We start from the raw sequence: 12,571 nt of genomic DNA on the forward strand, positions 1-12,571 counted from the left end.
TCGGACAGCACGCGGCCGGCGGCGGCGAACGCGATGTCATCGACCAGCGGCGCCCAGTTGCCCGGATGCACCCTGCCCCCGTGGGTCCGGCGGGCTACATACGCCTCGTTCGTCGCGATCCGGCGGACCGTGACCGCTGCCCACTCGGCGCCCTTCGGTGACGGGATGCCCTCGTCGTTGAGTGCGTTCGCGATCCTGGTCAACGGCGTGGCCTCGCCTACCTCCCGGATGATCCGGGCGACTACCGGCGCCGTTACCGGGTCCGGGTACTGCGCGACCAGCTTCTTGGTCTCCGGGTCGTACTCCCGCCGATAGCCATACGGCGCCGACCCCTGCGGGCGGCCCTTGCGGATGCCTCCGGCCACGCCCCGACGGACCCGCAAAGAGATCTTCTTGGTCTCCGCTGCCGACCGGATGCCTTCTTCGGCGAGCGTCTCCCAGTCACGGGCGTTGGCCATGTCGTAGGTCCGGTCATGGCTGGCAACCCTGATCAGCACGCCGTGGTCCTGGCAGTAGTCCAACAACTGCGACCACTCGGTCAGCTTCCGATCACCACGGCTGGCCTCCCACAGCCACAGGGCGTCCCCCCGGCCGGCGCGCAGATCGGCCAACAGCCGCGCCCAGTCCTCCCGGTCCCGGCGGGCGAACTCCGACGCGGAACGGCCGTTGTCGGTGTAGACATCGACCACGTCCCACCCAAGGTCGGCGCAGTCCTCCCGGCCCTCGGACTCCTGGTCACTGACCGACTTCCCGTCGTCCAACACCGACCGACGGGCATAGATCAACGCGGACCGCACATCCGCGCGCGCGACGACCACCGAGACTGCTTGCCTACCAGTACCCATACTGATAATTGTAGGTAGTAACCGACATGACGTCTGGCTCGCGTTCTGGCGGACACTTCGGGGCGGCCACTCGCGGGACCGGGTGGCCAGCGGCCGGGTGGGCGTCGCTGGGTACGGAACTAGAAACCGAGGATGGGGGCGTAGGTCGAGCTGGGGATGGAGGCGAGCGTGAGCAGGACGACGCTGATGTCGAGCTCGTCGGCGTCCGGCGCGAAGTTCCCGAGCATCCCACGGGTCGTGTAGACCGGGCGGCCCCCACGGCTGACCCGCACCCCGAAGACGCCGGCCGCGCGCAGCCACCACACCCGGTCGGCCACCCTGATCCGCACCTGCCGGCTGTCCCGGCGCAGGTCCCTGACCAGCCCGCTCATCCCGCGGGCGTCGACCGGCGGCCGGCACGGCTGGTCGAGCGTACCGGCGATGTCCCCACCGGGGGCGTGCACGACCAGCCGGACCGGCTCGGCCGCGAGTTCCACCAGCGCGCCGTCCGGTGAGACCTCCTGGCCGACCGGCCACATCTTCGCCAGCCAGATTCCCTCCCCGGCCAGGACCCGGGCGCCGAGGGGACCGCCGTCGGGGTGCCCGGATGGCAGCATCGCGCCGACCACTCGGCCGGCCCCGTCCAGCCGCCAGGCGACCGACACGACCGCGCTGGACGGCAGACCTGGCAGCGGGCGGCTGTCGCGCGGGGCGCTGGCGACGGCGGCGCGCAGGGGCAGCATGCGCAGCATGCGCAGCGGGGCGACGCCGCCGGCGGTCGTCCAGGGCTCCGTCAGCCCGACCATGTCCCCTCGCCTCCTGTCCCCGCCGCCTCCGTCCCGGACGCCTCTGGCCCGGAGGCCTCTGTCCTGGACGCCTCTGTCCTCGCCGGCCCAACGCGCCGCTCGGGCGCCGGGAGCCCGCGGCGTCCCACCCACGCGGAAGCCTGGCGTCGGGCGGGAACCACGCTCTGTTTCCAGCGGTTGAACAGTCTGCCATCCAGCCCTCACGCTTCGCAATACGCGTACATCTCGGGCGCTATCGCGACATTCGGTGGATGGGCCCGGTCGTCGGGAACGTCGGCGCCGACTCCCACCCCGGTGGCGGCTCGGCGGCGGGCGGATGGCAGCGTGGGCTACGTGGCCGGCCCCGAGAGTCCGCCGGCCTCCGGGTCTCCCTCCTGGATCGGTGACAGGGCTCCTGCCCGATCCGGGGTCCCTGCCCGATTGGCTCCGCCGATCAGGCAGGACCGGATCGCCGATCTGGGAGGTCGGCGATCCGGGAGGTCCGGGACGGGTCTGGTCGGAGGCGGGTCAAATGATCATTAGTTCGCACGTCGGAGCGGGCGCCCTGGTCGGCATGGCCACGCGCCGGCCGGAGGTCGCGCTGGTCGCGGGCTTCCTGTCGCACCTCGCCATGGACGCCCTGCCGCACTGGGGCACCGGGCCGAACACCGAGCCCGAGTGGCTGCCGATCGCGAAGAAGGACGGCGTCGCGGGGCTGGCCGCGATGGCGCTGCTCACCGCGTCCGCGCCGGCCACCGCCCGGCTCGCGGTGCTCGCCGGAATGACCGGCGCCTGCCTGCCCGACACCGACAAGATCGGCCGGTTCTTCGTCGGACGCAGCCCCTGGCCGGCCCGGTTCGACCGGTTCCACGAGGCGATCCAGAACGAGGCCCGGCATCGCCTCCCCCGCGAGGTCGCCACCGCCGCCGCGCTGACCGCGGTCAGCCTGGCCGCGCTACGAATCTGGTCCGCCAGGCAGACCTCCTGAATCACCGGCCTCCCAGGGGATCCCCCGGATGCCGGCCTCCGGATCGGCTTTCGGCCTGCCCGACCGCCGGCCTCCCCGACCGCTTACCTCCCCGCGGACCTCCCAGCGGACGAGATCGTCAGGGAGACGAGATCGTCAGCGGATGCCTTGTTTCCGAGAACCGTGTTCCCGGACGCCCTGGTCGGGGCCACGGCGCCCGGGCCACGGTCAGGGCAGCAGCCGGTAGAAGCGGAACATCTCATGCTCGATCGGCAGGATCTCGGTCGACGAGAACCCGGCCTCGGCCGCGTAGCCGGCCAGGGTCGCCGGGCGCATCACCGTGCCGGTCCCGACGGAAGGCGCCCGGGACAGCCCGTCCGGAAGGCAGCCGCCCACCGAGAAGCCATAGAACAGCCGCTCGATCGGTGACCCGGGCGCGGTGAACGTCTCCTCGGTCCGCTCGTCCATGACGACCAGGAAGCCGTCGGGGCGCAGCAGCCGCCGGGCGGCGGCCAGCACGCTCACCGGGTCGGACATGTCATGGACGCACTCGAACGCGAACGCGACGTCATACTCGCCCGCGTCGGCGACCTTGCCGACGACCGAGGCCGCGTCGACGTCGTGGAACGAGACGCGGTCCCCGACGCCGTAGCGATCGGCGTTGCGCTCCGCGTCCACGATGGACGGCGTGTCCGGGTCGTACCCGTCGACGGTGATGCCCGGGTAGCCGCGGGCCAGCCCGATCGACGACCAGCCGAAGCCACAGCCGATGTCGGCGACCCGCCCGCCGGCCAGCAGCCGGGCGTGCACGTCGGGCGCCGCCGGCAGCAGCTCCTGACAGAGGGCGCGCAGGAACAGGGGCCGGTTGAGCGCCGCCTGCGCCTCGCGCGCGTCGGCGCCGTACTGTTCCCAGCTCACGCCGCCTCCGCCACGGTAGGCGTCCAGCAGCGCCGGCGCCTGGCGGCCCGTCGCGCTCAGGAAACGGGCCAGCGGGGAGAGGTAGTAGAGGCTGTCGGGGTTGGCGAGCACCTCGGCGTGGGCCGGCGGCAGCCGGAACCGGCGGGTGTCCGCCGGCGAAGCCGGCGGCGCGGGCACGGTCGCCGGCGAAACCGGCGGCGCGGGCACGGTCGCCGGCGAAACCGACGGCGCGGTCGCCGGGGCGGTCTGGTCGTCGACGGTCAGATAGCCGCTGACGGCCTGGTGCTCCAGCCACTCGCGGGCGTAGCGCGGCGCGGTGCCGGTCGCGGCGGCGAGCTCCGGCGCGGTCATCGGCCCGCGCTCGGCGAGCGCCGCGTACCAGCCGAGCCGATCGCCGAGGTACATGGCCTGCAGCTCCATCGCGCCCAGCGCCGCTTCGAAGACCCGTTCGGCGAAGGCGCCGACCGCGTCCTCATGGACCGCGTCGCCGTGGACCGCGTCGCCGTGGACCGCGTCGCCGGAAACCGCGTCGTCGGCCACCTGGCCCTGGATGGTCTCGGTACTCATTGTGATCACACCTGTTCGTGTCGTCTCTGTCCGCGGCGTGGTTTCGCGTCGTCGTCCGCGTCGTCGTCCACGCCGCCGTCGTCCGCGTCACCGGCACAGCGCCTGGCTGGCCGCCGCCACGAAGGTCAGCGTCGCCAGCGGCGCTTGCGGCGGGATTGCCGCTCGTTGGCACCCGGATGGCGGCCGGGTCGCGGCGGCCCCATGACCAGCGCGGACGTCCCGCCGTGTCCGGAAGGCGACCGACCGGAACGCGACCGGCCGGCGCCCGCCACGCGGCCGGGTTCCTACGATCACCTGGTGCGTGTGCGCCTGCTCGGGCCTGTGGAGGTGGTGGACGACGCCGGCCGGCAGGTGCCGCTCGGCAGTCCCACCCAGCGGCTCGTGCTCGCGATCCTCGGCGCCCGGGTGGGCGACGTGGTGCCGTTCGCCCGTCTCGTCGACGCGATCTGGGACGACGAACCGCCGCCGACGGCGCAGGCGTCGCTGCGCTCGCACGTCTCCCGGTTGCGCGGAGCCCTCGGCCAGGCCCGCCCGCGCCCGGCGAGCCAGCCCGCGTCCCTCCAGCCCACGAACGCCGCGCGGCCCAGTGACCTGGTCCGCAGTCACCCGGGCGGCTGGTCGCTCACGCTGGACCGTGACCGCGTCGACGTCGCCGTGTTCGAGGACCTGCTCGACCAGGCGCGCGGGACCGCGCGGCCGGTCGAGGAGCTGGCGATCGTCGAGCGGGCGCTCGCGTCCTGGCGCGGGCCGGCCTTCGGCGAGTTCGCCGACAGCCCGGCCCTGCGCCCGACCGTCGTCCGACTCGCCGAGGCCCGCGACGCGGCGCTGGAACGGCGAGCGGAGCTGCTGCTGGCCGCCGACCGGCCGGCCGACGCCGTGGCCGCCTCCGAGGAGCTGCTCGCCCAGCAACCGTGGCGGGAGGGCGCCTGGGCCACGCTGGTGCTGGCGCTGCGCGCGGTTGGCCGGTCGGCGGACGCCCTCGCGGCCTACCGGCGGGCGAGCGACCGGCTCGACGAGCTGGGTCTTCGCCCAGGCGGCAGGCTGCGCGCCGCCCAGCGGGAGGCGCTGCGCGCCGACGACCCGGCGTCGCCCGCGACGCCGGGCCAGCCCGGTCCAACGCCCGCGGGCCCGCCCTCGAGCCCGCCCGCGGGCCCGCCCTCGACCCGTCCGATACCGACCGGTCCGGCTCCGGGCAGCTCAGCTTCGGGCGCCCCGGCTCCGGACGAGCCAGCCCCGGGTGCCCCGGCTCCGGACGTCCCAGCTCTGGTCCTGTCGGGCGCCCCGCTCCCCACGTCCGCACGCCCGCCCGGCCTGGCCGGCCGGGCGGGACAGGACGCGTCGACGGCCGCCACGCCCCGCGGTTCGGCGACAGCCGGCCCGTCGCCCGTGTCGGGACGGCTTCGGCGGCCGGTGACCTCGCTCGTCGGGCGGGAGGACGATCTCGCCACGCTGACCCGGCTGATGGCCGAGGCGCGGGTGGTCAGCCTCGTCGGGCCGGGCGGCGTCGGCAAGACACGGCTCTCCCTGCACCTCGCGGACCGGCTCGCCGCGAGGTTCACCGCGGGTGTGCGGGTCGTGGAGCTCGCCCCTGTGCCCGCGGGCGCGCCGATCGCCGCGATGGTCGCCGACGCGCTCGGCGTCGCCGTCTCGGACGGCGACGCCGAGGCCGCCCTGGCAGGCGCCGCCGACCTGGACCTGCTGCTCGTCCTGGACAACTGTGAGCACGTCGTCGCCGACGTCGCGGCCGTCGTCGCCATGCTGGTCGAGCATGGCGCCGGGACTCGGGTGCTGGCCACCTCCCGGGAACGCCTCGGGGTCGACGGTGAGCACTGCTGGCGGGTCACCCCCCTGACGATCTCCGGCGGCGACGGGTCCGCGCAGGCGCTCTTCCTCGACCGCGCCCGCGCCGCCTGCCCCGGGCTGCCGTTCGGCGACGCGGAGCTGGCCGCCGTCGGCCGGATCGTGCGCCGGCTCGACGGACTGCCGCTGGCGATCGAGATGGCGGCGGCGCGGCTGCGCGGAATGTCCCCTGGCGAGCTCGCCGACCGGCTCGACGGCGAGGCCGACGAGGTGGAGACCGGCGAGGTGGAGACCGGCGAGGTGGAGACCGGCGAGACGAGCGCCGGCGAGACGAGCGCTGACGGTCGTGCTGGTGGTCCCGGTGACGGGGGCGGGCTCCCGGGGCGCCCCGGGCAGCAGGCCAGACCAGCCGCCGGCGGGCGGTTCGGCCTGCTGCGCGACCCCCGGCGGACGACGGCCGACCGGCACCGAACACTCGAAGACGTGATCGACTGGTCGGTCTCGCTGCTCGACGACGGCCAGCGCGCGTTGCTCGGCCTGCTGTCCGTGTTCGCCGGGCCGGTCGCCGCCATGGACGTGGCCGCGGTCGCGGGCCTCGGCGAAGCCGTCACGCTGGATCTCCTCGACGGCCTGGCGGACCGGTCGCTGGTCGACGTCGACGCCGCGCGCCGCCCGTCGCGCTACCACCTTCTGGAGATCGTCCGCGAGTACGCTCGGCTGCGCCTGGAGGCGCCCGCCCAGCCCTCCGCGTCACCCGCCGGCGGCCACCCGGCGGCGGCCCGGCATGCCGAGCACGTGCTGGCGGCACTACGCGAGGCGGACGCGATGCTGCGCACCCCCGACGAGCCGTGGGCGCACCAGCGCATCGTCGACCTGCTTCCCGAGATCCGCGCCGCCCAGCGCTGGGCGCTGCGGACGCGCCCGGCGCTCGCCGTCGACCTGGCCGCCGCGCTGCACGTGTTCGCGGTGTCCCGGGCACGCGTGGACCCGCTGACGTGGGCGGTCGACGTACTGGCCGCCGTGTGCCCGGCGTCGCTGACGTCGCCGCCGGGCCCGCGTCCCGGCGGGCCAGGCTCCGAACCAGCCCAGCCGGGCCAGGACCTGCCCGGCGAGGCGGACGTGGCCGGCCAGGCGGAGGCGCCCGGCGAAGCGGAAGGGGCCCGCGAAGCGGAGGGGACCCGCGAAGCGGAGGGGACCCGCGAGGCAAACCCGCCCGGCGAGGCGGAGGTGGCCCGCGAGACGGAGGTGCCTGAGGAGGTGGATCGCGGCTCGTTCGCCGCGCTGCTCGCGACCGTGGCGGCGGGGCTCGCGAACCGTGGGGAACTGGCACGGGCCGCCACGCTCGCCGAGCGCGCGGTCGCGGTAGCGGGCACACGGCCGCAGCGCTGCCACGCCCTCGACGTGCTCGCCGACGCCCAGATGTACGCGGGCCGGATCGACGCCTCGATCGAGGCCGCCACCGCGCTGGTCGCGACGGCCCGCGCCATCGGCGACCGGCACTACGAGGCCCTGGGCATCGCGGCACTGGTGACGACGAGCAGCTATGGCGGCCGAGGCGACGCGGCGCGCGCGGCGCTGGCGGACGCGCCGCCGCTCACGGGGCTGGCGCCGTCGGACGCCGGCTGGCTCGCCTACGCCGAGGCCGAGCTGGTGCTCGACGCCGACCCGGCGCGTTGCCTGGGGCTGCTGGACCGGGCGATCGCCCTCGCCGACCGGGTGGACAACCGGTTCCTGGGCGGGGTGGCCCGGGTGTCGGCCGTCTCGGTGCGGGCGCGCCGCGGCGACCCGGCCGCCGCCGTCAGCGCCTTCGAGGCGGTGCTCGGCCACTGGCTGGCGCAACGCGACCGCACGCATCTGCTCACCGCGCTGCGCAACCTGCCGGTGCTTTTCCGGCGGCTCGACGCGCCGGCCGCCGCGGCCCGGCTGCTCGGCGCCGTCGGCGTGGGCGCGGACGCGCCAAAGCCGAGCTACGGCGACGAGGCCGCCCGGCTCGTCGAGGTGGACCGATGGACGAGGTCGGCCCTGGGTGAGGCGGCCGCGGCCCGGGAACGAGCCCTCGGAGACCCCCACGACGTCGCCGCCGCGACGGCGGCCGCCCTGCGCGACCTGGCCAGGCTCCGCCCGGCGGACTAGATCCTTCCTGGATCAAGGCGTCCGACTGGTGATCCCATGTGCTGTGGTGCCGAAAACCATCCTGATCGGCGCCACAACCCATGGACAGTTCCCAGGACCAGACGCGAGAGGGCCAGTCCTGGCGGCCGGAACCGGTGTGGCGGCACGGAAGGGCACCCGCACGGCCCACGGTTCGCGAGAAGCGCCTGGGAGAGCCGTCGGCAGCTGAGTTCGCGGCGGTGTCGGGGTCCGTCGTTCGGCGTCAGACAGCGCGTGTCTCGGCTGACGCCTCGGAACCGGGCCGGGTGGGATGGTCGGGGAAGGTGGGGTCGTCCGGGAAGAGGACGGCGGCGCCGGTGACGCGGTCGGCGGCAAGGTCGGCCAGGGCATGGTCGGCGGCGGCGAGCGGGTAGGGGGCCACCGTGACCTCCAGCCGGTGCCGGGCCGCGATCTCGAGGAACTCGGCGCCGTCGGCGCGGGTGTTGGCCGTGGTGCTGCGCACCGACCGTTCCTGGAAAAGATGCCGCTGGTAGTCGAGGACGGGGATGTCGGTCAGGTGGATCCCCGCGATCGACAGCGTGCCGCCGCGGTCGAGCGCCGCGAGGGCGACGGGCACCAGATCACCCACCGGGGCGAACAGCACCGCGGCGTCCAACGGCTCGGGCGGGGCGTCGTAGGCGCCGGTGACCGACGAGGCGCCGAGGTCGAGGGCGAGCCGCTGGGCGGCCGGCGAGCGGGTCATGACGTGCACGGTGGCGCCCTCGGCGAGCGCCACCTGGGCGGCCAGGTGCGCGGAGGCGCCGAAGCCGTAGATGCCGAGGCGCCCGCGTGGCGGCAGCTCCGCCCGGCGCAGCGCCCGGTAGCCGACGATGCCGGCGCACAGCAGCGGGGCCAGCTCGCCGTCGCCGTATCCGCCCGGGAGCCGGTAGGCGTAGTCGGCGTTCACGACGGCGTACTCGGCATACCCGCCGTCCACGTCCCAGCCGGTGTAGGTGGACGCGGGGCACAGGTTCTCCGCGCCGCGACGGCAGTAGAGGCAGGAGCCGTCCGTGCCGGCGAGCCAGGCGATGCCGAGCCGGCTGTCAGGTGACAGGCCCGGCCAGCGGGCCTCGGCGTCCACGCCGGGGCCGGCCAGGTCGAGCCGGCCGACGACCTCGTGGCCGGGAATGGTGAACGGGCGGCGGGGCGCCAGGTCACCCTCGGCGAGGTGCAGGTCCGTCCGGCACACCCCGCAGGCGAGCACGCGCAGCCGCACCTGGCCGGGACCCGGCTCAGGCACCGGCAGCTCGACCCGCCGCAGCGGCCCGCCGGCCGCCGGGCCCGGCCGTGCCACCTGCCAACCCGTCATCGTCTGCGCCGTCGTACCCGCCCCCATGACCACAGGTTCTCACCGCGGCACGTCGGCGTCCGCCCAGCCGCGCCTCTCCCACGTCGTGGCAAACACCCGAGCGGATCCGGGCGTCTTGTCAGACGCCAGCGCCACGAAACGGTGCTTCTCATGGCGCTGGCGTCTGACACGGTTGCCCGTGACGTCGGACAGGACGAACGCGCGGCCACACCCGGGCGGACGGCGGCGCCTCGGCATAGGAGGCGACGTACGACGCCGACGAACGATGGCACTCACCCGAACGACCGCCGCCCGACAGCGCGACCCAGCCCCGAACCCGACCCGGACCAGGCCCGACCCCGTACTTTCCAGGCCGACCCGGGATCGGGGCAGGGAGGGCGCTCAGCGCCCGACAGTCTGAGCGCCGAGCGGTCGCGCCAGCGACCTCCGAGGCGCTCAGAGCACTTTCCAGGCCGACCCGGGATCAGGGCAGGGAGAGCACCCATCGCCGGACGACCGCCCGGCGATGGCAAACGACGCCACTCACCCGAACGCCCGCCGCCCGACAGCGCAACCCAGCCCCGAACCCGACCCCGGACCAGGCCCGACCCCGCACTTTCCAGGCCGACCCGGGATCGGGGCAGGGAGGGCGCTCAGCGCCCGACAGTCTGAGCGCCGAGCGGTCGCGCCAGCGACCTTCGAGGCGCTCAGACGTTGACGCCGTAGTCGCGGGCGAGACCGGCAAGGTCGTTGTGGCCCTGGCCGACGGCGCGGAACTTCCAGTCGGCGCCGCTGCGGTACACCTCGCCGAAGATGACGACGGTCTCGGTCGAGTAGTCCTCGGACAGGTCGTAACGGACCAGTTCGGTGCCGGTCTGGTCGACGACCCGGATGTAGGCGTTGCGGACCTGGCCGAAGTTCTGGCTGCGGTTGACGGCGTCGTAGATCGACACCGGGACCACGATCTTGGCCACGTCAGCCGGGATGACACCCAGGTTGATCACGACCGACTCGTCGTCGCCTTCGCCCTCACCGGTCCGGTTGTCGCCGGACAGCGTGATCGCGCCGTCGGGCGACCGCAGGTTGTTGAAGAAGACGAAGTGGCCGTCCGAGACGACCTTGTCGCTGGCGTTCACGCCGATCGCGGAGGCGTCCAGGTCGAACTCGGTGCCGGTTGTGGTGCGGGCGTCCCAGCCCAGACCTACGGTGAGCTGGGTCAGCTGCGGGGTGCCAGCGTCCGCTGCTGTCTTCGTCAGACTGACGTTTCCACCCTTGGCGAGGCTGATGGCCATGTTGAGTCCTTCCTGGCCGCTCTTCATCGAGCGTCGACGGCCATGACGGTGAACTGCCTCTAGTCGCGACCACCTTCGCACAGCCCGCCCAAGCAGCCGGCGGGCCCGTCGCGCGCCGGACAGCGCAAGCGACCACCAGTACCACGACCAGGCACCTTCCACGACATCAGACCACTGAAGTCGCGCGGAGAAAACAACAAACACGCCACGAGGAGATGGCTGAAGGTCTGCCCCAGGCGGAGCCAGGCCGGGCCATCGAGGTCCCCGTCGAGGCCGGCACCCGCGGCCAGCAGGCCAGGCGCGTCATCGCCGACACACCCGGTCGCCACCGAAACGCACCCGACGGGCGCGGGTGCCCGCTCGCGGTGCCCACTCGCCATGCGTCCGCCGCGGCAGCCCGGCCGGCGCCAGCCGCGGTCGAGCATCGGCACTCGCGGCCAGTAGACCAAGCGCGTCATCGCCGACGCACCCGACGGGCGCGGGTGCCCGCGGGCGCGGTGCCCGCTCGCCCTGCGTCCGCCGCGGCAGCCCGGCCGGCGCCAGCCGCGGCGGTCCGCTGAAAGGCCGGCTGTGGCGGCGACACAGGGCAACATCACCCGAGGCAGCGGGGCCGCGCTCTGTAGCCTGGGTGCCATGGCGTTGGTGGTGGCGAAGTTCGGCGGCTCCTCCGTAGCGGACGCTGACAAGATCAAAAGGGTGGCCGAACGAGTCGTCGAGCAGCGCCGCGCGGGCAACGAGGTCTGCGTCGTCGTGAGCGCGATGGGTGACACCACCGACGAGCTGCTCGAACTCGCCGAGCAGGTGTCCCCGCTGCCGCCGGCCCGCGAGCTGGACATGCTGCTCACCTCGGGCGAGCGCATCTCGATGGCGCTGCTGGCGATGGCGATCTCGAAGCTGGGCGCGGAGGCGCGTTCGTTCACCGGCTCGCAGGCCGGCGTGATCACGACCTCCACGCACGGCAAGGCGCGGATCATCGACGTCACGCCGGGCCGGATCCGCGGCGCCCTCGACGAGGGGGCGATCGCGATCGTCGCCGGCTTCCAGGGCGTGAGCCAGGACACCAAGGACGTCACGACGCTGGGCCGCGGCGGCTCGGACACCACCGCGGTCGCGCTCGCCGCGGCGCTGCACGCCGACGTCTGCGAGATCTACACGGACGTGGACGGCGTGTTCACCGCCGACCCGCGGATCGTGCCGAACGCACGGAAGATCGACAAGATCTCCTATGAGGAGATGCTGGAGCTCGCCGCCAGCGGCGCCAAGGTCCTCATGCTGCGCTGCGTGGAGTACGCCCGCCGCTACAGCGTCCCCGTGCACGTCCGGTCGTCGTTCTCGACGAAGCCGGGCACCTGGGTCACCGAACTACCGGAGGCTGAGCTCGTGGAACAGGCCATCATCCGCGGCGTCGCGCATGACAGCAGCGAGGCGAAGGTGACGGTCGTCGGCTGCCCGGACAAGCCTGGCGTCGCCGCGGCCGTTTTCCGCGCGGTCGCCGACGCGGACGTCAACCTCGACATGATCGTCCAGGTCGGGTCCATCGCCGGCACCGGCCGCACCGACATCTCCTTCACCCTGCCGAAGACCGACGGCCGCACGGCGCTCGCCGCGCTGGACAAGGTGCGCGCCGAGATCGGCTTCGACCGCACCCTGTACGACGACCACATCGGCAAGCTGTCGCTGATCGGCGCGGGGATGAAGTCGCACCCCGGCGTGTCCGCCCGGTTCTTCGGCGCGCTCGCGGACGCGGGCGTCAACGTCGAGATCATCTCGACGTCCGAGATCCGCATCTCGGTCGTCGTCCGGGACACCGACCTGCCCGGCGCCGTCAAGGCCGTGCACGACGCCTTCGAGCTCGGCGACCCGGACAACCAGGCCGTCGTCTACGCCGGCAGCGGCCGCTAGCCCAGGGCTTTCATGACGGTGATCGTCTGGTGGGTGTGTCGGAAATGGGAAAGTGCTCCTGAGCTGGGAGGATCGGG

The 12,571-nt window shown here is 74.1% G+C and carries 8 protein-coding genes; 3 read left to right on the plus strand and 5 right to left on the minus strand.

Features of this window, described 5'->3' with window-relative positions; all coding sequences use genetic code 11:
* Both I6A81_RS42440 and I6A81_RS42445 read right to left on the minus strand, forming a co-directional pair.
* The coding region (locus I6A81_RS42440; RefSeq protein WP_203007742.1) for a recombinase family protein at window positions 1-845 on the minus strand (845 nt) is incomplete at its 3' end.
* Between the two features lie 119 nt (window positions 846-964).
* Entirely contained in the window at window positions 965-1,630 is a 666-nt protein-coding gene (locus I6A81_RS42445) for a hypothetical protein (protein ID WP_203007741.1), read from the minus strand.
* A gap of 511 nt (window positions 1,631-2,141) precedes the next feature.
* Between I6A81_RS42445 and I6A81_RS42450 the strand changes: the two genes are divergently transcribed.
* On the plus strand, window positions 2,142-2,597 hold the full coding sequence (locus tag I6A81_RS42450) for a hypothetical protein (protein ID WP_203007740.1): 456 nt from the start codon (window positions 2,142-2,144) through the stop codon (window positions 2,595-2,597).
* Window positions 2,598-2,804: 207 nt separating this feature from the next.
* On the opposite strand, the gene I6A81_RS42455 is transcribed toward I6A81_RS42450, so the two are convergent.
* On the minus strand, window positions 2,805-4,067 hold the full coding sequence (locus I6A81_RS42455; RefSeq protein WP_407661488.1) for a methyltransferase domain-containing protein: 1,263 nt from the start codon (window positions 4,065-4,067) through the stop codon (window positions 2,805-2,807).
* Window positions 4,068-4,358: 291 nt separating this feature from the next.
* On the opposite strand from I6A81_RS42455, the gene I6A81_RS42460 reads away from it, so the two are divergent.
* A complete protein-coding gene (locus I6A81_RS42460; protein WP_307875262.1) occupies window positions 4,359-7,994 on the plus strand; it encodes an AfsR/SARP family transcriptional regulator in 3,636 nt (1,211 codons plus the stop codon).
* A gap of 241 nt (window positions 7,995-8,235) precedes the next feature.
* On the opposite strand, the gene I6A81_RS42465 is transcribed toward I6A81_RS42460, so the two are convergent.
* Both I6A81_RS42465 and I6A81_RS42470 read right to left on the minus strand, forming a co-directional pair.
* Window positions 8,236-9,321, minus strand: coding sequence for a zinc-binding alcohol dehydrogenase family protein (locus I6A81_RS42465; protein WP_203007597.1), 1,086 nt, complete (start codon window positions 9,319-9,321; stop codon window positions 8,236-8,238).
* Window positions 9,322-10,007: 686 nt separating this feature from the next.
* A complete protein-coding gene (locus I6A81_RS42470; RefSeq protein ID WP_203007595.1) occupies window positions 10,008-10,592 on the minus strand; it encodes a TerD family protein in 585 nt (194 codons plus the stop codon).
* A gap of 633 nt (window positions 10,593-11,225) precedes the next feature.
* On the opposite strand from I6A81_RS42470, the gene I6A81_RS42475 reads away from it, so the two are divergent.
* On the plus strand, window positions 11,226-12,494 hold the full coding sequence (locus I6A81_RS42475; RefSeq protein WP_203007596.1) for an aspartate kinase: 1,269 nt from the start codon (window positions 11,226-11,228) through the stop codon (window positions 12,492-12,494).
* Window positions 12,495-12,571 lie beyond the last annotated feature (77 nt).

Origin of the sequence: Frankia nepalensis (assembly GCF_016786325.1) — a bacterium.
In the GTDB taxonomy this organism is placed as follows: Bacteria; Actinomycetota; Actinomycetes; order Frankiales; family Frankiaceae; genus Pseudofrankia; species Pseudofrankia nepalensis.

Coding starts and splice junctions, on each gene's coding strand:
- I6A81_RS42450 (WP_203007740.1), top strand. CDS start 2,142: ATGATCATTAGTTCGCACGTCGGAGCGGGCGCCCTGGTCGGCATGGCC.
- I6A81_RS42475 (WP_203007596.1), top strand. CDS start 11,226: ATGGCGTTGGTGGTGGCGAAGTTCGGCGGCTCCTCCGTAGCGGACGCT.
- I6A81_RS42465 (WP_203007597.1), bottom strand. CDS start 9,321: ATGACGGGTTGGCAGGTGGCACGGCCGGGCCCGGCGGCCGGCGGGCCG.
- I6A81_RS42470 (WP_203007595.1), bottom strand. CDS start 10,592: ATGGCCATCAGCCTCGCCAAGGGTGGAAACGTCAGTCTGACGAAGACA.
- I6A81_RS42445 (WP_203007741.1), bottom strand. CDS start 1,630: ATGGTCGGGCTGACGGAGCCCTGGACGACCGCCGGCGGCGTCGCCCCG.